This window comes from Paraburkholderia sp. BL21I4N1 (assembly GCF_002973525.1).
Classification (GTDB): domain Bacteria; phylum Pseudomonadota; class Gammaproteobacteria; order Burkholderiales; family Burkholderiaceae; genus Paraburkholderia.
Map to the genome: position 1 here is coordinate 216,004 of NZ_PVEN01000007.1, position 20,454 is coordinate 236,457.

Below are 20,454 nucleotides of genomic sequence, written 5' to 3' on the forward strand. Positions count from 1 at the left end.
GGGCCAGACGGTGCGCGGTGCATCAAACCCGGTCGCGGCCGGTCCGCGCGCACGCGGCGAGCGCCGGATCGCATTTCAAGCCCCCTTTTTTGGTTTGATTGACGAATTTCCATATTCGAGATAATTTCCCGAATATGGAAAACACCCTCCCCGACGACAACGCCATCGACCGTCGCATCGCGCAGCGACTGCGCGCGCTACGCGCCGAACGCAACTGGTCGCTCGACGATCTCGCGCGGCTCAGCGGCGTTAGCCGTGCCACGCTGTCGCGCCTCGAAAACGCCGCCGTGAGCCCGACCGCGAGCGTGCTCGGCAAGCTGTGCGTGGCCTACGGCCTGCCGATGTCGCGTCTCATGCAGATGGTCGAGGAAGACTTCGCGCCGCTCGTGCCGCGCGCTGCGCAGCCCTTGTGGACCGACGCCGCGGCCGGCTTCCGGCGCCGCTCCGTGTCGCCGCCCGCGCAGGCGTTGGCCGGCGAAGCGCTGGAGTGCGAACTCGATCCCGGCGCTCACATTACCTACGACGCGTCGCCGCGACCCGGCCTCGAACATCATCTGATTCTGCTGGCAGGCCAACTGCGGATCACCGTCGACGGTCAGAGCCACGACCTGCAGCCGGGCGACTGCCTGCGCTACCGCCTGTTCGGTCCGAGCGCTTTCGTGACGCCCGCGCGGAGCGGCGCCCATTACTTTCTTTTCATCGTGTGAGCCGCTATGAATGCCATCACCATCACCGCCTTTTCGGCCGACGATCTCGAACGCCATCTGCCGGAGCTCGGCGCGCTGCTGCATGCGTGTGTGCATGACGGCGCGAGCGTCGGTTTCGTGCTGCCGTACGGCGTCGACGAGAGCGAAGCGTTCTGGCGCGGCAAGGTGTTGCCGACGCTGCGTAGCGGCAGGTTGGTTCTGCTCGTTGCGCGTGAGAACGACGCGATTGCCGGCACCGTGCAACTGGATTACGACACGATGCCGAACCAGCGGCATCGCGCCGATGTGCGCAAGCTGCTGATTCATCCGGCGTGGCGCCGCCGGGGCATTGCGCGTGCGTTGATGACGGAGTTGGAGCGGCACGCGCGGCGTTTGCAGCGCAGCCTGCTCACGCTCGACACGCGCACCGGCGATCACGCCGAGCCGCTTTATACCGCGTTGGGCTATCGGGCTGTCGGCGTGATCCCGGGCTACGCGCAGTGTCCCGATGGCGCCTGTCTGGAAGGGGCCACGTTCATGTACAAGTCGCTCGAAGCGGCGGACGCGCAAGTGGCGGCGTGATCCGCGCGGCGGACGCTCGGTGTTTGTCGTGCGGCTTTCAATGTGCTCTGCGTTCAAGGCGACCAGCGCAAAGCTTTCCGCTCACGGGGTAGCCGCGCTTTACCGACGCGAATCGAGCGCGATACGCACCGCGAGGCCGGCGAGCACCGTGCCCATCAGCCAGCGCTGCAGCATCAGCCACGCAGGGCGCCCCGCGAGAAACCCGGCGATCGAACCCGCCATGCACGCGATAATCGCATTCACCGTCACGCTGATGACGATCTGCACGCAGCCCAGGGCCAGCGACTGCAACAGCACGCTGCCATGTCCCGGCGAAATGAATTGCGGCAGCAGCGACAGATACATCACCGCGATCTTCGGGTTCGCGAGGTTGGTGACGAGACCCATGGAGAACAGCTTGCGGCGGCTGTCGTGCGGCAGATCGCGCACCTGGAACGGCGAACGGCCGCCGGGTTTGACCGCCTGCCACGCGAGATACAGCAGATACAGCGCGCCACCGAAGCGCAATGCGTCGTACGCGAAGGGCACCGTGAGCAATAGCGCGGTAATGCCGAACGCCGCGCAGAACATATAGAACACGAAACCGAGCGCCACGCCGCCGAGCGACACGAGGCCGGCGCGCTTGCCCTGACAGAGCGATCGCGAGATCAGATAGATCATGTTCGGTCCCGGCGTGAGCACCATGCCGAGTGAAACCAGAGCGAAGGCAAGCAGCGTTGTGAAGGCGGGCACGGCGTTCTCCTCTGCGACGAATGGGGGAATGTGCCGCCGACTATAGCCGATCGCCGCGCCGCCGACCCGATACACAATCGCGGCCCATGTACAGGACAGCACGGCACGTGCGCTGCAGCGCAACGTACGAAACACTTGCGGCGATTATTTTTGCCCGGTATCGTCGTGCCGTTCTGCAATGCAGCGCGGGAGAGATTGTCATGCGGTCAATGACGACGCCGACGGAGCAACCGCCCCGGAAACTCTCAGGCAAAAGGACCGCGCAGCGGGAACATCTGGAGAGCGACGCCGCTCACACTCGCGCGCGTCCACCGAAGGGGATTCCCCACGCCGGCTCGCATTGGGCCGGATGGCGCGGGAAGAAACTCTCAGGTACAGGGACAGATGGGGCATCGACGCCGGTTTCGACACGAAATCGACACCGGTGATGCTCAACTTATCTGGACTTTGTCATGTCACGAATCGCCATTATCGGCGCCGGCATTACCGGCGTCACGACGGCTCACGCCCTCGCGCAACGCGGCCACCACGTCACGGTTTTCGAGCGTCATCGCTATGCGGCGATGGAGACCTCGTTCGCCAACGGCGGCCAGTTATCGGCCAGCAACGCCGAAGTCTGGAACAGCACGGCCACCGTGCTGAAGGGGCTACGCTGGATGCTCACGCGCGACGCCCCGCTGCTGCTCAATCCCCTGCCCACGTGGCACAAATACTCGTGGATGGGCGAGTTCCTGCGGCAGATCCCGTACTATCGGAGTAACACGATCGAGACCGTGCGGCTCGCGATTGCCGCGCGCGAACATCTGTTTTCCACGGCGCGTAGCGAAGGTATCGAGTTCGATCTCGAACGGCGCGGCATTCTGCATATCTACAAGACGCAAAAGGAATTCGCCGCGGCGGACAAGGTGAATGCGTTGCTACGCGAAGGCGGTCTCGACCGCAATCCGGTGTCGGCAAGCGAGCTGCGGCGGATCGAGCCCACGCTGCAAGGCGATTTCTTCGGCGGGTTTTTCACGCCGTCCGATTCGACTGGCGACATCCACAAGTTCACGCGCGGTCTCGCGGATGCCTGCGTGCGGCATGGCGTCGAGTTTCACTACGATGCCGGGATCACGGCGATCGAGCAGCCGGCGGACTCGAAGTTTTCGCTGACGGTCAATCTGGAAGGCGAGTCGCAACGCTTTGCGTTCGAGCGGATCGTCGTCTGCGCCGGCGTGAAGAGTCGCGATTTCGCGGCGATGCTTGGGGATCACGTCAACATCTATCCCGTGAAAGGTTATTCGATCACCGTCTGTCTCGACGACGAGATCAGTCAGCAGCGCGCGCCGTGGGTGAGCCTGCTCGACGACAGCGCGAAGATCGTCACGAGCCGGCTCGGCGCGGATCGATTCCGCGTGGCGGGCACGGCGGAGATCAACGGTTTCAACCGCGATATCCGCTCGGACCGGATTGCGCCGCTGGTGGACTGGACACGGCGTTACTTTCCTGAAGTGTCGACGTCGCGCGTGATTCCGTGGGCGGGCTTGCGGCCGATGTTGCCGAGCATGCTGCCCAAGGTCGGACGCGGCAAGCGGCAAGGCGTGTTCTACAACACGGGGCACGGGCATCTGGGGTGGACGTTGTCGGCGGCGACGGCGCAGGCGGTGGCGGGGGCGATCCAGTAGCCTCGGGTGGTCGCGCGCGCCTGCTGCTGAAGGGTTCGATACGGCAGGCGCGAACGCTGGGAACGGAGATCACGGCAGCCGTGGCCGAATGCAAAATCCGTCACATCTGCTAGTGTTCTCTCATCCCAGCTCATTCCGTGGAGAACTCATGCCGCACAGCCGGTCCACGAAACACGGCGGCACTGCCGCGCGCCTCACCGACGCCCAGATCGCCGCCGAAGCCACCCGCCGTCTCGCCTGGGACACCGCCGTTCCCGAGCACGCCGTCAAGGTCAACGTCGCCGCTGGCCGCATCACGCTGCATGGCGAACTGCAACGCGATCAGCAACGCACCGCCGCGCTCGAAGACGTCACGCGCCTGTTCGGCGTCACCGGCGTATTGGATCGCACGACCATCAAGGCTAAATAAAAAGCCTAAAGGTCTCAGTTCATGTCGGCGCTCAATAGCGTCCGACAATGCCGCGCGATCTGCTTCTCTTCCTCGGTATGAATCGCCCGCACCTTGCCCGCCGGATCGCCTTCCACCAGTCCCATGAACGCGAGGCCGTCGCACACGCGCTTGCGAATCCCCGCGCTGTGTTCGCCGATCCCTCCGGTGAACACCAGCAGATCGATCCCGCCCAGCAACGCCGCATACGCGCCGATGGTCTTGCGTACCGCCGTGGCGAACGCATCGAGCGCCAACGCCGCATTCGCATCGCCCGATGCGGCCAGTTTTTCCAGCGCCTGCATGTCGCTTTCGCCGTCCGTATAACCGGCGAGGCCGCTGTGCCGATTCAGGAGCGTCTCCAACGCGGCGGCGTCGAGCTTCTCGACCCGCATCAGATACAGGAGCACACCGGGATCGAGATCGCCGCTGCGCGTGCCCATCGGCACACCACCGGTGGGCGTCAATCCCATCGACGTATCGACCGATTGGCCGTCGCGCAACGCGCACAGGCTCGAACCATTGCCGAGGTGCGCGAACACCGCGCGCGACGGCAGCGCCGCACCGAGCTGAGTTACCAGCGACTCATAAGACAGCCCATGAAAGCCGTAGCGGATCACCCCCGCTTTCAGATACCGCCGCGGCAGCGCGAGTTGCGCCGCGCGCGGCGGCAGCGTGGCATGAAACGCGGTATCGAAGCAGGCGAAATGCGGCGCGTCGCCGAAAATCCGCGCGGCCTCGTCGATCAACGCGAGCGCGGGCGGAATATGCAGCGGCGCGAAATGCACGGCGTCCTGCAGACGTTGACGCACTTCGGGCGTGAGCCGCTGATGCCTGCGCAAATGCGGCCCGCCATGCACCACCCGATGCCCGACCGCCGCAGGCCGCCCGTAACCCTGCTGCGCAAGCACTTCGGCGAGCTTGCGCAACGCGTCGGTCTGCGACTCGAGCACGCGCTCCTGTTGCACCAGCACGCCGCCGTCGGGCGTGTTGATCCGCAGGCTGCCGTCGCTGCGCCCGATGCCTTCCGCGCTGCCGGCGAGCAACAACGCTTCGTCGCCGCCCGCGTACGTGAACAGCCCGAACTTCAGGGACGACGAGCCGCTGTTCAGCACCAGAATCGCCGGCGCCGGGGCGCGCTTTTGTGTTTCCATAGCCTGCCTCGCCTAGCCTTTCCACGTCCAGTTGCGGATCTCTTCCTTGTCGATGCCTTCGGCATGCGCATAAGCAAGATGCTCGATGATCTGCCCGCGCAGCCATTCCTTCGCATGATCGCCGACGCCGCGTAGCGACGGCACGCGATCGATCACGTCGATGGCCAGCGAAAAACGGTCCACCTGGTTGATGATCGCCAGTTCGAGCGGCGTGTTGATGTTGCCCTTCTCGTGATAGCCGTGCACGTGCAGATTGTCGTGATTGGTGCGGTTATACGTCAGCTTGTGCACCAGCGACGCGTACGAATGGAAATTGAAAATCACCGGCTTGCTGGTGGTGAACAGCGAATCGAAATCGCGGCTCGACAACCCGTGCGGATGCGCGTGCTCGGGCATCAGACGGAACAGATCGACCACGTTGACGAAGCGGATCTTCAGATCGGCGAAACGCGCCTTCAGAATCTCCACCGCGGCGAGCGCCTCCATGGTCGCGATGTCGCCCGCGCAGGCGATCACCACGTCGGGCTCGACGCCCTGATCGGTCGACGCCCAGTCCCAGATGCCGATGCCCTTGGTGCAATGCGTGACGGCGGCGTCCATGTCGAGGTACTGCAGATGCGGCTGCTTGTCGGCGACGATCACGTTGACGTAATCGCGCGAACGCAGGCAGTGATCGGCGACGCTCAGTAGGCAGTTTGCGTCGGGCGGCAGATAAATACGCACCACATCCGGGCTTTTATTCGTGACGACGTCGAGAAAACCCGGGTCCTGATGCGTGAAGCCGTTGTGATCCTGACGCCAGACCAGCGACGTGATCAGCAGATTGATCGACGGCACCGGCTGCCGCCAGCCGAGATCGCGCTTGGCTTTTTCCAGCCACTTGGCGTGCTGGTTGAACATCGAATCGATCACGTGGACGAACGCTTCGTAGGTCGCGAACAGGCCGTGACGGCCGGTCAGCACGTAACCTTCGAACCAGCCTTCGAGCGTGTGCTCGCTCAGCATTTCCATCACGCGGCCGTCGGGGGCGAGTTCGCCGCCGTCGGCATCGCTCGCTTCGGTCTGCGCGAGCCAAGTCTTTTCGGACGCCTCGTAGATCGCCGTCAGCTTGTTGCTGGCGGTCTCGTCGGGACCGAACACGCGGAAGTTCGTCATGTTGTTGCGCATCACGTCGCGCAGGAACGTGCCGAGCACTTCGGTGGGCGACGTGTACGAGCCGGCCGGTTTCTTGACCGTAACCGCGTAGTCGCGAAACGGCGGCAGGTCGAGTGTCTTGCACAGCAACCCGCCGTTCGCGTGCGGATTGGCGCTGATGCGGCGCGCGCCTTCGGGTGCGAGTTCGCGCAGTTCTTCGACGAGACGCCCTGCTTCGTCGAACAGCGACTCGGGTTCGTAGCTGCGCAACCAGTGTTCGACCAGCTTCAGGCTCTTGCCATTCGTGACGGGATCAAGCACCGGTACCTGGTGCGCGCGCCACGAGCCTTCCACTTTGTGGCCGCCCACTTCTTTGGGGCCGGTCCAGCCCTTCGGCGAACGCAGCACGATCATCGGCCAGCGCGGTCGCGTGGCGTCGTTGCGTTCGCGCGCATGCTGCTGGATCGCGCGGATTTCACCGATGCATTGTTCGAGCGTGGCGGCCATCTGCTGATGCATCGTGTCGGGGTCGTCGCCTTCGACGAAATACGGCTTGTGGCCATAGCCGGTCAGCAGCGCCTCGAGTTCTTCACGCGGAATCCGCGCGAGGATGGTCGGGTTGGCGATCTTGTAGCCGTTCAGATGCAACACCGGCAGCACCGCGCCGTCGCGGATCGGGTTGAGGAATTTGTTCGAATGCCACGAGGTGGCGAGCGGGCCGGTCTCCGCTTCGCCGTCGCCGACCATCACGGCGACGATCAGTTCGGGATTGTCGAACGCCGCGCCGTAGCCATGCGACAGGCTATAGCCGAGTTCGCCGCCTTCGTGAATCGAGCCCGGCGTTTCGGGCGTGCAGTGCGAACCGATGCCGCCGGGAAACGAGAACTGCCTAAAAAAACGCCGCATGCCGGCTTCGTCCTCGCTGCGGTCCGGATAGATTTCCGAGTAGTGACCTTCGAGGTAGCAATGGGCGAGCGTGGCCGGCGCGCCGTGACCTGGGCCCGCAATGTAGATCAGATTCAGATCGAGCTTGCGGATCAGACGGTTCAGATGCACCAGCAGGAAGCTTTGCCCCGGATCGGAGCCCCAATGGCCGAGCAGGCGGTTCTTGATGTGCTCGGGTTTGAGCGGCTCGCGCAACAGCGGGTTGTCGCGCAGGTAGATCATGCCGGCCGACAGGTAATTGCAGGCTCGCCAGTAGCGGTCCATTCTGCGCAGCGTGTCGGGGTCCAGAATAGTCGGCGGGGTTGCACGTGAGGTTGCTTCGGCCATGGCGTCACTCCTCGAAAAGGACTGTCAGGCAGGTTAGCGGGTGCTGCGGTGTGGGTTCGACGGTGCCGCGCGATGCGGAAAAACAGCAGCGGCCGACCAGCCTTGTCATGCGGGTGACACACCGCAAGCGTAAAAGCGCGGCCGCGTACATCCAGGCTGAGTGAAAGCTTCGTCGATGATAGTAAGGGGTTGTGACAGGCCATGCGTGGCATGGTTCGACGCAAATCCTGAAAGCGTTTGATCTGGATCGGGTTTGGTGCTGTGTGCCGCAGCAGACCGCGCGGCTGCGCTAGACTTCAGACGCGCGTCGAGCGGAGATTAAGCCCAACTTAAGTGAACCCGTTTACGCTCGATGCGGATCGGCGCGGCTCATCCGTCTTTCTGAATCAGCCGGCACGCCGGCCCTCTCATCCCTCATTCTCAACGGCCATCATGTCGACACCCAGCCGCTTCAAGGCGCCTCTGATTCTCGTTCTTTCGATCGTGCTGCTGTTCGCGGGCGTCGCTGTATTGATCGGCGTGTTCGGGTTGCTGGTCAAGCTGTTTGGCGTGACCTGACGCGCTACCGCGGGCACGGAATCCGCGCGGACTGTGTATGCTGGGCGTTCGCGCGGCGCCACCACGGCGCCCAAGGCTCATTGCAAGGAGATTCCATTGACCGATCACACTGAACCCTCCCCGGCCGACCCGTCGAAGATCGATCCTGAGTTGGTCGAACTCGCGCAGCAGGTTTTCGATCTCGCACGGCGTGGCGACGCCACGATGCTGGCTGCTGTTATCGAAAAAGGCGTGCCGCCGAATCTGCGCAACGACAAGGGCGACAGTCTCGTGATGCTGGCGAGCTACCACGGTCACGCGGATGCAGTACGCACGCTGCTCGAGCGCGGCGCCGATCCGAACCTGCGCAACGACAACGGCCAGACGCCGATCGCGGGCGCGGCGTTCAAGGGTTTCGACGCAGTGATCGAGACGCTGCTCGCGCATGGTGCGGACGTGGAAGGCGCGTCACCCGACGGCCGCACGGCGCTGATGGTGGCCGCGATGTTCAACCGCACGGCGATCATGGAACTGCTGATTGCGCACGGCGCCAACCCCAGCGCGCGCGACGCGAACGGCGTGAGCGCAATGGATGCGGCGGGCCGCATGGGCGCCGGCGACGCGCAGGCCCGCCTGAAAGAACTCGGCGGCGCCTGAGTCTCAGCTTTTCCCGCCCACCAGCGTATCCAGATCGATCTCCGCCAGCTCGCCGATGCGCTCGACGCTCACGTCCGCCGGCGGATTGCTGGAGATTTCCTTCGGATCGAACGCGTAGTGGCCCTGGCGCGGAAACACCGTGGTCAACCTGTCGCCCCACGCCTTCTTCATGGCGGTCAGAATGCGCAGCTTGTCGTCGACCATCACATAGTGACGCGCCGGGTAGCACTCCATCACCTGGTCGAGCATCTGCTCCTTGTGAATGTAGATCAGCACGCGCCCTTCCACCTCGTCCCATAGACCCGAACGGGCAATCTTGCGCGGCTGGAACACCACGTCGCCATCCGAGAGAATCACCGTCGGCCCGCGTTGCGCGACATGCCGCAGCGCATCCAGCGCGCCGGGATAGAGCCGGTTCGCGAACGGATACTCGATCAGGAACGACGCCATCAGCAGCAGGCGCGTGTCGCGCGGATGTTCCAGCCGGTAGCGCTGCAACGCGCCAAGGTAGTCGGCGTAGCCCAGTTCCGAGCGCAGCTGTTCGAAAATCTCCCAATAGCGTGCGCTGTTTTCCGCACCGAACGACTTGATCATGTGCGCGCGCAAATCGGCCAGCACGTGATCGTTGTCCAGCAAGGTATTGTCGCAGTCGAACAGAAACACGACCTCGTGCGGCGTGGCGGGGGTGGCTGACATGGCGGCTCCGTTTTGATTAACTCTTCTGCCCGTCGGGCGGCGTGGCGGCTTTCTCCACATGGCCGCCGAAGTCGTTGCGCATGGCAGACAACACCCGGTTCGAGAAGTCCGCCTCGCCACGCGAACTGAAGCGCGCGAACAGCGCCGCGCTCAGCACCGGCGTGGGCACGCCTTCGTCGATGGCGGCCGCGACCGTCCAGCGCCCTTCGCCCGAATCCGATACGCGGCCCGCGTAGTGTTTCAATTCGGCGTCGCTGACCAGCGAGCCCGCGATCAGGTCGAGCAGCCACGAGCCGATCACGCTGCCGCGACGCCAGACCTCGGTGACCTCGGCCAGATTCAGATCGTATTGATACAACTCGGGACGGCGCAGCGGCGTGGTTTCCGCGTCGACCTCACGCGCGTGTTTGCCGGCGTCGGCATGATGCAGGATATTCAGCCCCTCGGCGTACGCGGCCATGATCCCGTACTCGATGCCGTTGTGAACCATCTTGACGAAATGCCCCGCACCCTGCGGCCCGCAATGCAGGAAGCCCTGGTCCGCGGTGCTGGCGCTCGCCGTGCGGCCCGGCGTGGGGGTGGCCGCGCCCGCGCCGGGCGCGAGCGCGGCGAAAATCGGTTCGAGGTGTTTCACCACCTCCGGCTCGCCGCCTATCATCAGACAGTAGCCGCGTTCGCGGCCCGCCACGCCGCCGCTCGTGCCGACGTCCACGTAATGCAGCTTGCGCGCGCCCAGTTCGTTGCCGCGACGAATGTCGTCGTGGTAATACGAGTTGCCGCCGTCGATCACGATGTCGCCCGGCTCCAGCAGCGGCACGAGTTTGTCGAGCGTGGCGTCGACCACGGCGGCCGGCACCATCAGCCAGACGGCGCGCGGTTTATCCAGTTGCGCGACGAGATCCTCGAGCGAACTCGCCCCCGCCACGCCGTCCTGTTTGAGTTTATCGACCGCCGCCGCCTGCACGTCGTAGGCAATGCAGTGCTGACCGCCTTTAGTGAGGCGTCGCACCATGTCGGCGCCCATGCGTCCCAATCCAATCATGCCTAGCTGCATATCTCGCTCCGGAAAGTGCGTCGTTGCGTTGCTCGACCTGGCTCGTTTTGCTGTGCATCACCGCGCGCGTCAAAAGACGATACGCCTCTTTGCAGAGGTTTTGCACGGCGTAAAGTTCCGCGTGAATGGAATTGGCTCGCGTACGGGCCACGTGGGTTTCGATTCGGCTGACGGTCGTCTTACAAGCGGCTCCCGAGCGTGGCTGTAGAACGTTGCGCTCACACTTTGTCACGCCGTTGGGCGCCGCGTGCCTGCAACTTCACGTATTGCGCACGCGTGAAGCGCTTCACGGCGCGCCACATGAGCGGATAGCGATCGCCCGGCACGGCGAACAGCACCAGCGCGCACAACGCCAGCAAGCCGCAAAACAGGAACGTGCCGCGATAGCTGAACGCCTGCACCAGCAAGCCCGACAACACGCCCGATAGAATCGACCCGACCCGCGCCGCGTTGAAAAATAAGGCGGTGGCGCGGCCCGGTGCGTGCGGCATCAGATCCTGCACATAGGTCATGCCGAGGCACGAGGTCACGGCGACCACGAACGCGTTGAGGATCTGCATGGGGATCAGCATATGCACGGTGCCGGCCATCGACATGGCGACGAAGTACACCGCGTGCACCGCCGCGCACGCCGCCAGCCAGTTCGGCTTGTGCAACGAGGAAGACTTCGCGCCGAGCGCGAGCATCATCGGAATTTCGGTCAACGCGCCGAGGCCGAGCATCACGGACACGTCCAGATGCGTGCCGTTCAGACCATGCACGATGTACAGCGGCAGCACGATCATCGTCGCGTTCGCGGCGAGCCCCAGCAGCGTCAGCGCCGCCACCGCGCGGCCGATGTCGTTCGCCGATGCCACGCCGGGCAAGTCCTCGTGCGCATCTTCGCCCGGCGCGGTGAGCGGCGGCACGGTGATCGACGCCGAGGGTTCCGACGCGGTGTCTTCCACCGTGTGATCGCCCAGATGGCCTTGCGGCTCGCGCATGCGCCAGACGATCGCCGCGCAGGTCGCGAAACTGGCGGCGGCGAACAGGAACAGGCCGTAGAAACTGCTGGCGGCAAGCACCAGCGCGCCCACCGACGGCCCGAACACCCACGCCGCCGACAGAATGGTCCGCAACGTCGCGCTGGCGAACACGCGCTCGGCCGGGTCGTCGACCGGCAACGCCGCGCGGCTGAACGAGAAGACCATGGAAATCGCCGAGCCGCCCGCACCGATAAAGACGATGCCGACCACCAGCAGCAAGCGGTAATCGCGCACCACGCATAAGCACAGAAAGCCGAGCGCGGCCGCGATTAGCGCCGCGAGCAGCAAGGGTCGATGCCGTCCGCTCGCATCGCTCCAACGGCCCGCGAGGGTGCTGGCGAGCACACCGCTGGCGGCGATCAGCGTCATGAAGACGCCGAGCCGGAACGGCGTCATGCCGGCGCGTTCGACGCCGAACAAGGACAGGTAAGGAGCGGTGAACGACATCGCGACGCCGAGCATGAGGGTCGCGGCGGCGAGCGGCTTGAAGCCGGGAATGCGCAGCAGGTCGAAAAAACGTGAGGTTTTCAACACGGGTGGCGGTGGGTCAGGAGGAGGAGCCCGCGAAACGCAACGCGCGCCGAGGACTGCCAGGCCGGGACAACCGGGGCATTATCAACCTGGCTTGCGGGCGCGTAAACCCGCGCCGGTCGCATCCCAAATCCGCTTACGGCAATCTTTGCCTCTCACAGCACGACATACCCGCGCTTTTCCAGCGTCCAGCGATGCCACTGATTGCCATACACCCCGCAACCGATGCTGAACACCACCCCCAGCACGGTACCGATCCAGTCGGCCGTTTCGCCCCACAGCCCCGAGCAGAACAGAATCACGCTGACCGCCAGCATCACGAACGCGGCAAACCACATCTTCTTCGACAGCGCCCACATGAAACCCAGCAGGCATGCCCCCCAACTGAAACCGGTCGGCACGGCGACGGTCTCCTCGTTGCCGGGATAATGCAGATAGATCCTTGCCCCCATGTTCTTTCCTCGATGCGATACCCCGTCACTCGACGGCGGGTGACGATGTTTAACACGCCACGCCGACAGGCGGATGAAAATGCGCGCGCACGGATCGGCCGCCCGCACCGTGTGGCGCTTCGTCGAGGCGTGGCTCACTGACGATTGGAAGCATAGCTGCTACTCTTACCGAATTCACGCGCAGGCTCGCGCACTCCGCGAAAGGCCTGCCGGCACAGATCGAACCGCACCGGAGCATGCATGGCCACCCCGACCGCCTACTCAACCCACGCCCCTTCGCGCACCGAACTCGACGCCCTGCCCGGCGCCACCGTCGTCGAATTCGGCACCGACTGGTGCGGCTATTGCCAGGGCGCGCAGGCGTCGATCGCGAAGGCGTTCGAACCGCATGCGGACATCCGCCACCTGAAAATCGAAGACGGTCCCGGCCGGCTGCTCGGCCGCTCGTTCAAGGTCAAGCTCTGGCCCACGCTGATTTTTCTGCGCGACGGCATTGAGGTCGCGCGCGTGGTCCGGCCCACCGGCGCGGCGGATCTCGCGCCCGCCTTCACGTCGCTTTGAGCCGCCGACATGCGGGCGCATCTGCGCACGGCGCTCACACACGTGCAGTTGTCCGTGCCGGTCGCACATGGGCAGAGGGTGCTCGGCACGTGGCAAGGTTTGTATCTGTTCGAGCATCGCCACCACGCGCCGCTTCGTGACGTCGTGTTGCATCTGATCGGTGAATGAGCAGGTGAATCACCGGAGTCATCGCAGGTTTTTTGCAGAATTCCACCCGCAACCCGGATCAAAAGGGAGCACACCTCATGGACACCCGTAGCGAGCTGCAAGCCACCGTCAACGCCATGGTTCAACCCGGCAAAGGCCTTCTCGCCGCCGACGAAAGCGGCCCGACCATCGCCAAACGCTTCAAGACGATCGGCCTCGAATCGAGCGAGGAAAACCGCCGCGCATACCGCAACCTGCTACTCACCACGCCGGGGCTCGGCGAGTTCGTGAGCGGCGTGATCCTCTATGAAGAGACGCTCGGCCAGAAAGCCGACGACGGCACGCCGTTCCCGCAACTGTCGGCGAAGCACGGCATCGTGCCCGGCATCAAGGTCGACCTCGGCAAGATCCCGCTGGCGCTCGCGCCGGGCGACGAAATCACCGAAGGTCTGGACGGCCTCGCCAAACGCTTCGTCGATTACAAACGGCAAGGCGCGCGCTTCGCCAAATGGCGCGCGGTCTACAACATCACCGCGAGCTTGCCGAGCCGTCTCGCGATCGAGGCAAACGCCGATTCGCTGGCGCGCTACGCGGCGATTTCGCAGGAAGCGGGCATCGTGCCGATCGTCGAGCCGGAAGTGCTGATGGACGGCGATCACACCATTCACCGCAGCGCGGACGTCACCGAAGCGGTGTTGCACGAGGTCTTCAATGCGCTGCATCGGCACCATGTGGTGCTCGAACATATTCTGCTGAAGCCGAGCATGGTGCTGGCCGGTTCCGAGCACGCGCAGCAGTCGTCGGTCGGCGATATCGCCGCGCATACCGTGCGGGTGTTGCGACGCACGGTGCCGTCGGCGGTGCCGGGCATCGTGTTTCTTTCCGGCGGTCAGACGCCCGAAGAAGCCACGGCGAATCTGGATGCGATGAATCGCCTCGGGCCGCTGCCGTGGAACCTGAGCTTTTCGTATGGCCGCGCGTTGCAGGAACCCCCGCTGCAGGCGTGGAAGGGGCAACCGGGCAACGTCAAGGAAGCGCAGGAGGCCTTGCTCAAACGCGCTCGGCTGAACAGCGCGGCCGCGCTGGGGAAATACGAGGCGGCGCAGGAAAAAGGTTAGGCGGCCAGCTTGCCGGGAGCGGGCGTCAACCGGCGGATCGCGCGCATACGTTGCGCCACGCGCGCGGTCCATTCGATCGTCGGACATCACCACCGCACCCAAGACCCCGGCGCCTCATCCCGTCACGCCCCTCACAAAGGCGCCGCACCGAACGCCTGCCGCTGCGCCAGCGAGACGAAAGCCTGCGCGTCACGTGCAGCCTCCACCACGGCCGCCATCCCGAAGAATTCATGCGTCGCGCCGCGATAATTGCGATGCTGCACGGCGACCCCGGCCGCATGCAGTTTCTGCACGAGCTTCTCGCCGTCCGAGCGCAATGGATCGATACCGGCGGTCACGACCACCGTCGGCGGCAGGCGGGACAACTCGGCGCTCATCACGTCGATCAACGGGCTGGTCAGATCGCTCTCGCTATCGATCACGTTCTGCATGAACCACAGCATCATCGGCTTGTTCAGCGGCCGTGCGTTGCGGTTCTCCTCATAAGATATCGACACGATATTGTTGCTCGCCACCGGATAGATCAGCGTTTGATGCATGGGCGTGTGCATGCCCGCATCGCGCGCACGGATCGACACATTGATCGCCAGATTCGCGCCCGCGCTCTCGCCCATCACGGCGAGTTTCCGCGGATCGCCGCCGAGGCTCGTGGCATGCTCGACCAGCCAATGCCATGCGCTGAACGCGTCGTCGTGGGCGGCCGGCAGGCGATGTTCGGGCGCCTGCCGGTAATGAGCGGACACAACGATCGCGTGGCTCTGCGCGGCGATGGCGCGCGGCGTCGCGTCGTACGTGTCGAGATCGGCGATCACCCAGCCGCCGCCGTGAAAATACAGAATCAGCGGAAACGGTCCCTCACCTTGCGGGGTATAAACGCGCGCCGGATTGCTATTGCCGGCCGCACCTGGAATCGCGATGTCCTGGGTGCGGACGGCTTCCAGCTCCAGCGAAGGCCGCGCGCTGAACGCGGGTTCCTTCATCAGTTTCCTGACGGCGTCGGCGGGCGTGGGCTGTTTTCTCGCCTCGGCCACGGTGCATTTTTCGATCGGTTTGGGATTCAGGCTCTGCAGGGCGTCGAGTACGGCCTTCATATCGGGATCGGCATGTCCGGTGGGATCGAGTCCCACCATGCCTTTGATGGTGTCGCCGAGTGTCATGTCGCAACTCCGGATGGGTGACGGCACGGACTCATCGGAGGCACTTTCGTGGCGGCGCTCGACAACCGTGTATGTGGTCGAATTCAGCAAGCGCTATACCCATCGAACCGGGCCTTCACCGGCCCGTTCGATGGCAAAAAGTCAGACTAAATGCCTGGCGCTTCGTAATGGTTGCGCGCGCAAGCTTATTGCCGTCCCGAGCCGCAGCCGACGACGCGGCGGTTCTTCCGCTACGCGCTTATTGGCCCTTCGTATCGCTACTCGCGTCGGCGCCGGGCGCGCTGGTGGAATCCGTCATCGGCTTTTTGGCCTTGGTCGACTTCGTGTGATGCTTTTTCATCGACTTGGAATGCGCGCTCGCACCGGACGCCTGCATGTCGCCGCCCTCCCGTGTCGAACCGGCATTGGTGCCCCCGTTCGGATCGTTGCCCGCCGCGCCGCCGCCTCCACCTCCGCTGCCCTGTGCCATGGCCAGCGACGAAGCCGCGAGCAACGTCGAAATAAGCAATGCCTGTTTGATCTTCATGACCGTTCTCCCATTCGACAAGTAGTGGGTCGCGCCGGCTGCGCCAGCCGGCAAGGCGAACCTCGTCCACTTCGCAGCAAGGGGTGTGCCGCGAGTCATGAAACGCTTCGAACATGCCGGCCCGCGCGTTACGGTTCGCAGACCACCAGCGCGTGCAGTTCGTCGATATTGAACGGCTTCGCGAGAATCGCCACACCGAGACGTCGCGCGCGTTCGAGCTCGTCGGCATAGCCTGTCATCAGCGCGATCTTCTGCGACGGCCATGCGCTGCGGACTTTTTCCGCGAGGTCGATGCCGTTGAGCTTGCCGGGCATCTGGATATCGGACAAAACGAGCTCGAAGCGCGCGCCGGCCGCCAGCACGTCGAGCGCCTGGTCGGCGGTCGGTTCGTGGCGCACCTCGCAACCGAAGGTTTCCAGCACGGCGGCCACGCCGGCCGCGACGTCCTCGTTGTCCTCCACCAGCAGCACCACGCCCGCCGAAGCCGGGACCGGCTGGCGCACCATTTCGAGGTTCGCCGCGGTTGCGGTCTGCCGTTCGCGGTGACGCGGCAGGTACAGCCTGACCGTCGTGCCGCTGCCCTGCACGCTTTCGATCTTCGCCGTGCCGCCGGCCTGCTCGCACATGGAGAGCACCTGCGCGAGACCGAGCCCCGTGCCCGAGCCGCGCAGCTTGGTGGTGAACAGCGGCTCGAAGGCGCGCCGCGCGACGGCTTCCGGCATGCCCTCGCCATCGTCCGAGCAGGCGATCAGCACGTATTCACCATCGGGCAGCAAGGTATCGCTGCCGACCAGGCGGTTGTTCTGGCAACGAATCACGAAGCGTCCGCCGCGCGGCATCGCGTCGCGCGCGTTGACCGCGAGGTTCATGATCGCGAACTCGAGGTCGGTCGGATCGGCCAGCACCTGCCAGACGTTGTCGACCATGTTCAGCGCGAGTTCGACGTTGTCGCCCAGCGCCGCGTCGATCAGCGGCGCGGCGGCAGGCAGCCAGTTCGCCAGATCGACCGCTTCCTGCTTGAGCGGCTGCTTGCGCGCCACGCTCAGCAGACGCCGCGTTAGCGATTCGGCGGTGGCGGTGGCGCGCTCGACCGCGAGCACCTCTTTTTCGAGGTTGTTGTAGCGCTTGAGGCGCGCCAGTTCGGTATTGGCCGCCACCACCATCAGCAGATTGTTGAAGTCGTGCGCGACATTCGCGACCAGATTGCCGAGCGCGCCCATGCGTTGCAACTGGCGGCTCGATGCTTCGGCGGATAGCCGCATCGCGACTTCGCCTTGCCAGCGCTCCCACGCGCGGCGCTCGCCTTCGAGCTGACGCAGCGAGTAAAACACCAGCAGCCAGATCGCGATGCACGGCACCGCGGTGAACGCGGCGATCATGATGAAATGTTGACGCCACGCGGCGCCGATTGAGTCGGTGGCGTACGCACTCATCACATACAGCGGATAGTCGCCGACGCGGCGAAACGCCAGCAGCCGCTCGACGCCATCGACTGTTGAATGCAGGCGCACGTGGCCGAACAATTGTTTGTCGCGCAGCGCTTCGGTAAAGGCGCTCTGCGCGGTGGGCTTCGAACCCGGCGGCCATTCGGGGTAGCGCACCAGCAGGCTGCCGTCCTGGCGATACAGGCCGAGTGCCAGCGACGGATCGCCATTCGTCAGTTCACGGTAGAAGCGTAAAAAATAGTCGTTGCGCAACGCGACGGACACCTCGCCGAGGAACTGGCCATCCACGCCGGAGCGGCCGGTCGACGTGGTGAACACATTAGTGCGCGATACGGGCCCGAAGATAGGTAGCGAGAAATACGGCTGCGGGCGCATGGCCTTCGCCGCGATAAAGTCGTCGCGCTGCGCGTTCGACATGGTCGGCGCCGGATACGCGAGACTCGAAACCAGCAGATCGCCTTTCGCGCCGAGCAGATAAATCGACGACACCTGCGGAAAGTCGCCGCCGATTTCGCGCAGCCGGTCGTGCAATTGCGCGTCGTGCGCGCGAACCTGGGCGTCGTCCTGGTTGCCGAGCAGGTCGATGATGCGCGAGGCCATCTGCTGGTTGAGGTCCATTACCTTGACGGCCTGCTCTTCGGTCACGCGCGCGAGCCGGTCGATCATGTCGTTCGAATCGGCAATGCGGCGCTGGTAGTCGAAGTAGCCATAACCCGCGAGGCAGGCCAGCGGAAACATGATCGACACGGCGAGCACGATCAGCAGCATGCGCCGCGTGGCCGCGAAGTTTCGCGACGGCATCGGGAAATCGACTGCAACTCGCTCCGCACGCTGCACGGCACGATCTCCATGAAAGGTCTTTACAAGGCAAGGCGCGCATTCGTTTGTTGCGAGTGCGAATGCGCGGCACGTTGGTCGTGCGCTATTTCCTGCTTTCCTGAATTTACCTCACTTCCGTCGTTCTCCCTAGTGTGAGAAACGACGAAAACGTTGTTCGGACAGGCCGGGCAAACGTGGGCACGTGGATTGCTGATCGAGATACGCCCAGCGATTTCCCCAGCAAGGAACCGGCCATGTCCACTACTGCCCGACGCGTCGCCCAGCTCTCGCAACTGCGCGCGGACCGTGCCGAACGCGTGGAAGTGGACGGCGAAAAAATTCTGCTGGTGCGCGACGGCGACGCCGTCCGTGCCTATGGTGCCGATTGCCCACATGCCGGTGCGCCGCTGGAAGAAGGTGCGCTCTGCCATGGAAAAATCATTTGTCCATGGCACAAGGCCGTATTCGATGTCGCCACCGGCGCCGTGCTCGAACCTTGCGCGCTAATCGCGCTCGACCGCTATGCCGTGATCGTGACCGGCGACGACGTGATGGTCACGCCCGAAAAACTCCCTCGACCGATGCACAACGCATCGTCACGCGATCCGCATTACGTCGTGATCGGCGCGGGCGCGGCGGGTGCCGCCGCTTGCGCCGCGTTACGCGAAGGCGGATTCGTAGGCCGTCTCACGATGATCGGCGCCGAACCGCATGCACCTTACGATCGCACTGCACTCAGCAAATTCGTGCCGTCCGGCGAAATGGCGCCGGCCGACGTACCGCCCCTGCTGCCACCCGACTGGTATGCGCAACACGATGTGGAAAGGATTGTCGCGACCATCACGCGTCTCGACGTGCCGAAACGCACGATCCATTTCGAAAGCGGCGGCGAACTGATTTACGACACCGCGCTGCTCGCCACCGGCAGCGTGCCGACCCGACCCGACATCCCCGGCTGCGACCTCGGCGGTGTGCATGTACTGCGCACGCTCGACGACGCCACGGCCCTCGTCGACGCGTTCGGCGACGACCCCGCGCAAGTGCGGGTGGCGATTGTCGGCAGCAGCTTTATCGGTCTGGAGACGGCCTCCGCGTTGCGCGCGCGCAAGGTGCAAGTCACGGTGATCGCACCGGACAGCGTGCCGTTTGCGAAACAGTTCGGCGAACCTGCCGGCGCGATGATCCGCGATTTGCACGAGCGTCATGGCGTGGTGTTCCGGCTCGGCGCGAAGGTCGCCTCGCTCGAAGGCGAAGAAGGCAACGTGCATGAAGTGATGCTCGAGGGCGGCGAGCACGTGGCCGCCGATCTCGTGCTGCTAGGCACGGGGGTGACGCCGGCTACCGGTTTTATCGAGGGATTGCCGTTGCGCAAGGACGGCGGCGTGATCGTCAATGCGGGCATGCAGGCCGCGCCCGGACTCTATGCGGCCGGCGATATCGCGGTGTTTCCGCTGGTCGAGAACCAGGAACCGCTGCGGATCGAACATTGGCGGCTCGCGCAACAGCAGGCGCGGATCGCGGCGCAAAACATGTGCGGTGCGCGGCATCGCTATGGCGGCGTACCGTTTTTCTGGACCTATCACTTCGGCAAGAATTTTGAATACCTCGGCCATGCGAGCGAGTGGGATGAGTTCGTCGTGCATGGCGAGTTGGAGAAACAGCAATTCATCGCGCTGTATGTGAAGGACGGCCAGGTTGCGGCCGTGCTCGCCTGCGAGCACGAAGCGCACACCGCGCGTCTGATCGATGCAATGCACGGCGGCCTGTCGCGCGCGGACGCGTTGAGGATTATCGAAGCAGTCGATTCTTTGAAGGAGAAGCCGCAATGACGGAACACAAGGAAAAACATCCGCACTCGAACAAGAGCGAGAAACAGATCGACAAACAGGTCGAAGACAGTTTCCCCGCCAGCGATCCGCCCTCCACGGGCGGCACCACGAAGATCGTGCCCGACAAGGAGCACGCGTCGAAGCCGCACACGCCGGCCGATAAGCCGACTCACCGCTAGCACGCTTTTCATACCGATACCGCACCGGCGCACAGCCGCCGGTGCGGCTTCCTCTGCTATGCATCTGCTG

20 protein-coding genes, 1 pseudogene and 1 riboswitch are annotated in these 20,454 nt (G+C 64.4%); of the genes and pseudogenes, 11 read left to right on the forward strand and 10 right to left on the reverse strand.

Annotation, left to right across the window (positions count from 1 at the left end; all coding sequences use genetic code 11):
- Positions 1-134: 134 nt before the first annotated feature.
- Together B0G83_RS19880 and B0G83_RS19885 are read left to right on the forward strand one after the other, a co-directional pair.
- Positions 135-707 carry a helix-turn-helix domain-containing protein gene (locus B0G83_RS19880; protein ID WP_105509104.1) on the forward strand — a complete coding sequence of 191 codons (573 nt, stop codon included), beginning with the start codon at positions 135-137 and terminating at the stop codon, positions 705-707.
- A 6-nt stretch (positions 708-713) separates the two neighbouring features.
- Positions 714-1,268 (forward strand): GNAT family N-acetyltransferase, encoded by a 555-nt coding sequence (locus B0G83_RS19885; protein WP_105509105.1) that lies wholly within the window; start codon positions 714-716, stop codon positions 1,266-1,268.
- A 99-nt stretch (positions 1,269-1,367) separates the two neighbouring features.
- On the opposite strand, the gene B0G83_RS19890 is transcribed toward B0G83_RS19885, so the two are convergent.
- Positions 1,368-2,000 (reverse strand): LysE family translocator, encoded by a 633-nt coding sequence (locus B0G83_RS19890; RefSeq protein ID WP_105509253.1) that lies wholly within the window; start codon positions 1,998-2,000, stop codon positions 1,368-1,370.
- Positions 2,001-2,176: 176 nt separating this feature from the next.
- Positions 2,177-2,271: riboswitch (glycine riboswitch) on the forward strand.
- Positions 2,272-2,452: 181 nt separating this feature from the next.
- Here B0G83_RS19890 and B0G83_RS19895 point away from each other — a divergent pair.
- The gene (locus B0G83_RS19895; RefSeq protein WP_105509106.1) at positions 2,453-3,664 is read left to right on the forward strand and encodes a D-amino acid dehydrogenase; all 1,212 of its coding nucleotides are present in this window, start codon (positions 2,453-2,455) and stop codon (positions 3,662-3,664) included.
- A gap of 148 nt (positions 3,665-3,812) precedes the next feature.
- Positions 3,813-4,073, forward strand: coding sequence for a BON domain-containing protein (locus B0G83_RS19900; protein WP_105509107.1), 261 nt, complete (start codon positions 3,813-3,815; stop codon positions 4,071-4,073).
- 14 nt (positions 4,074-4,087) lie between these two features.
- On the opposite strand, the gene B0G83_RS19905 is transcribed toward B0G83_RS19900, so the two are convergent.
- Both B0G83_RS19905 and B0G83_RS19910 read right to left on the reverse strand, forming a co-directional pair.
- The gene (locus B0G83_RS19905; protein WP_105509108.1) at positions 4,088-5,245 is read right to left on the reverse strand and encodes an acetate/propionate family kinase; all 1,158 of its coding nucleotides are present in this window, start codon (positions 5,243-5,245) and stop codon (positions 4,088-4,090) included.
- Positions 5,246-5,257: 12 nt separating this feature from the next.
- On the reverse strand, positions 5,258-7,651 hold the full coding sequence (locus B0G83_RS19910) for a phosphoketolase (protein WP_105509109.1): 2,394 nt from the start codon (positions 7,649-7,651) through the stop codon (positions 5,258-5,260).
- Between the two features lie 432 nt (positions 7,652-8,083).
- Here B0G83_RS19910 and B0G83_RS39205 point away from each other — a divergent pair, with 432 nt between their 5' ends.
- Positions 8,084-8,209 (forward strand): hypothetical protein, encoded by a 126-nt coding sequence (locus B0G83_RS39205; protein WP_258167994.1) that lies wholly within the window; start codon positions 8,084-8,086, stop codon positions 8,207-8,209.
- 96 nt (positions 8,210-8,305) lie between these two features.
- Positions 8,306-8,845, forward strand: a complete 540-nt coding sequence (locus B0G83_RS19915; RefSeq protein ID WP_105509110.1) for an ankyrin repeat domain-containing protein — start codon at positions 8,306-8,308, stop codon at positions 8,843-8,845.
- A gap of 3 nt (positions 8,846-8,848) precedes the next feature.
- On the opposite strand, the gene B0G83_RS19920 is transcribed toward B0G83_RS19915, so the two are convergent.
- From B0G83_RS19920 to B0G83_RS19935, 4 genes are all read right to left on the reverse strand, one after another.
- Positions 8,849-9,541, reverse strand: coding sequence for an HAD family hydrolase (locus B0G83_RS19920; protein WP_105509111.1), 693 nt, complete (start codon positions 9,539-9,541; stop codon positions 8,849-8,851).
- A gap of 16 nt (positions 9,542-9,557) precedes the next feature.
- Positions 9,558-10,595: a phosphogluconate dehydrogenase (NAD(+)-dependent, decarboxylating) gene (gene gnd, locus B0G83_RS19925; protein WP_105509112.1), complete on the reverse strand. Its 1,038-nt coding sequence runs from the start codon at positions 10,593-10,595 to the stop codon at positions 9,558-9,560.
- Positions 10,596-10,813: 218 nt separating this feature from the next.
- Positions 10,814-12,154 (reverse strand): sugar efflux transporter, encoded by a 1,341-nt coding sequence (locus B0G83_RS19930; protein ID WP_105509113.1) that lies wholly within the window; start codon positions 12,152-12,154, stop codon positions 10,814-10,816.
- Between the two features lie 152 nt (positions 12,155-12,306).
- On the reverse strand, positions 12,307-12,603 hold the full coding sequence (locus tag B0G83_RS19935) for a DUF2628 domain-containing protein (protein ID WP_105509114.1): 297 nt from the start codon (positions 12,601-12,603) through the stop codon (positions 12,307-12,309).
- A 240-nt stretch (positions 12,604-12,843) separates the two neighbouring features.
- Between B0G83_RS19935 and B0G83_RS19940 the strand changes: the two genes are divergently transcribed.
- From B0G83_RS19940 to B0G83_RS19950, 3 genes and pseudogenes are all read left to right on the forward strand, one after another.
- On the forward strand, positions 12,844-13,164 hold the full coding sequence (locus B0G83_RS19940) for a thioredoxin family protein (RefSeq protein WP_105509115.1): 321 nt from the start codon (positions 12,844-12,846) through the stop codon (positions 13,162-13,164).
- A 6-nt stretch (positions 13,165-13,170) separates the two neighbouring features.
- Positions 13,171-13,332 (forward strand): annotated as a pseudogene (locus tag B0G83_RS19945) (YjbQ family protein); the annotation flags it as partial.
- 77 nt (positions 13,333-13,409) lie between these two features.
- On the forward strand, positions 13,410-14,429 hold the full coding sequence (locus tag B0G83_RS19950) for a class I fructose-bisphosphate aldolase (protein WP_105509116.1): 1,020 nt from the start codon (positions 13,410-13,412) through the stop codon (positions 14,427-14,429).
- A 131-nt stretch (positions 14,430-14,560) separates the two neighbouring features.
- On the opposite strand, the gene B0G83_RS19955 is transcribed toward B0G83_RS19950, so the two are convergent.
- The 3 genes from B0G83_RS19955 to B0G83_RS19965 form a co-directional block, all read right to left on the reverse strand.
- The gene (locus B0G83_RS19955) at positions 14,561-15,586 is read right to left on the reverse strand and encodes an alpha/beta hydrolase (protein ID WP_105509117.1); all 1,026 of its coding nucleotides are present in this window, start codon (positions 15,584-15,586) and stop codon (positions 14,561-14,563) included.
- Positions 15,587-15,824: 238 nt separating this feature from the next.
- Positions 15,825-16,112 (reverse strand): hypothetical protein, encoded by a 288-nt coding sequence (locus B0G83_RS19960; RefSeq protein ID WP_105509118.1) that lies wholly within the window; start codon positions 16,110-16,112, stop codon positions 15,825-15,827.
- 128 nt (positions 16,113-16,240) lie between these two features.
- Complete coding sequence (locus B0G83_RS19965) at positions 16,241-18,394, reverse strand: hybrid sensor histidine kinase/response regulator (protein ID WP_105509119.1); 2,154 nt, start codon at positions 18,392-18,394, stop codon at positions 16,241-16,243.
- Positions 18,395-18,630: 236 nt separating this feature from the next.
- On the opposite strand from B0G83_RS19965, the gene B0G83_RS19970 reads away from it, so the two are divergent.
- Positions 18,631-20,205 carry an FAD-dependent oxidoreductase gene (locus tag B0G83_RS19970; protein ID WP_105509120.1) on the forward strand — a complete coding sequence of 525 codons (1,575 nt, stop codon included), beginning with the start codon at positions 18,631-18,633 and terminating at the stop codon, positions 20,203-20,205.
- A complete protein-coding gene (locus B0G83_RS19975) occupies positions 20,202-20,384 on the forward strand; it encodes a hypothetical protein (protein ID WP_105509121.1) in 183 nt (60 codons plus the stop codon). Before B0G83_RS19970 ends, B0G83_RS19975 begins: the two co-directional genes overlap by 4 nt.
- The last annotated feature ends 70 nt before the right edge of the window (positions 20,385-20,454 follow it).

What these genes read in the sequence shown, in the direction of transcription:
- B0G83_RS19940 (WP_105509115.1), top strand. Translation starts at nt 12,844, where the DNA reads ATGGCCACCCCGACCGCCTACTCAACCCACGCCCCTTCGCGCACCGAA.
- B0G83_RS19910 (WP_105509109.1), bottom strand. Translation starts at nt 7,651, where the DNA reads ATGGCCGAAGCAACCTCACGTGCAACCCCGCCGACTATTCTGGACCCC.
- B0G83_RS19950 (WP_105509116.1), top strand. Translation starts at nt 13,410, where the DNA reads ATGGACACCCGTAGCGAGCTGCAAGCCACCGTCAACGCCATGGTTCAA.
- B0G83_RS19900 (WP_105509107.1), top strand. Translation starts at nt 3,813, where the DNA reads ATGCCGCACAGCCGGTCCACGAAACACGGCGGCACTGCCGCGCGCCTC.
- B0G83_RS39205 (WP_258167994.1), top strand. Translation starts at nt 8,084, where the DNA reads ATGTCGACACCCAGCCGCTTCAAGGCGCCTCTGATTCTCGTTCTTTCG.
- B0G83_RS19970 (WP_105509120.1), top strand. Translation starts at nt 18,631, where the DNA reads ATGTCCACTACTGCCCGACGCGTCGCCCAGCTCTCGCAACTGCGCGCG.
- B0G83_RS19885 (WP_105509105.1), top strand. Translation starts at nt 714, where the DNA reads ATGAATGCCATCACCATCACCGCCTTTTCGGCCGACGATCTCGAACGC.
- B0G83_RS19935 (WP_105509114.1), bottom strand. Translation starts at nt 12,603, where the DNA reads ATGGGGGCAAGGATCTATCTGCATTATCCCGGCAACGAGGAGACCGTC.
- gnd (WP_105509112.1), bottom strand. Translation starts at nt 10,595, where the DNA reads ATGCAGCTAGGCATGATTGGATTGGGACGCATGGGCGCCGACATGGTG.
- B0G83_RS19955 (WP_105509117.1), bottom strand. Translation starts at nt 15,586, where the DNA reads ATGACACTCGGCGACACCATCAAAGGCATGGTGGGACTCGATCCCACC.
- B0G83_RS19905 (WP_105509108.1), bottom strand. Translation starts at nt 5,245, where the DNA reads ATGGAAACACAAAAGCGCGCCCCGGCGCCGGCGATTCTGGTGCTGAAC.
- B0G83_RS19920 (WP_105509111.1), bottom strand. Translation starts at nt 9,541, where the DNA reads ATGTCAGCCACCCCCGCCACGCCGCACGAGGTCGTGTTTCTGTTCGAC.
- B0G83_RS19975 (WP_105509121.1), top strand. Translation starts at nt 20,202, where the DNA reads ATGACGGAACACAAGGAAAAACATCCGCACTCGAACAAGAGCGAGAAA.
- B0G83_RS19960 (WP_105509118.1), bottom strand. Translation starts at nt 16,112, where the DNA reads ATGAAGATCAAACAGGCATTGCTTATTTCGACGTTGCTCGCGGCTTCG.
- B0G83_RS19895 (WP_105509106.1), top strand. Translation starts at nt 2,453, where the DNA reads ATGTCACGAATCGCCATTATCGGCGCCGGCATTACCGGCGTCACGACG.
- B0G83_RS19880 (WP_105509104.1), top strand. Translation starts at nt 135, where the DNA reads ATGGAAAACACCCTCCCCGACGACAACGCCATCGACCGTCGCATCGCG.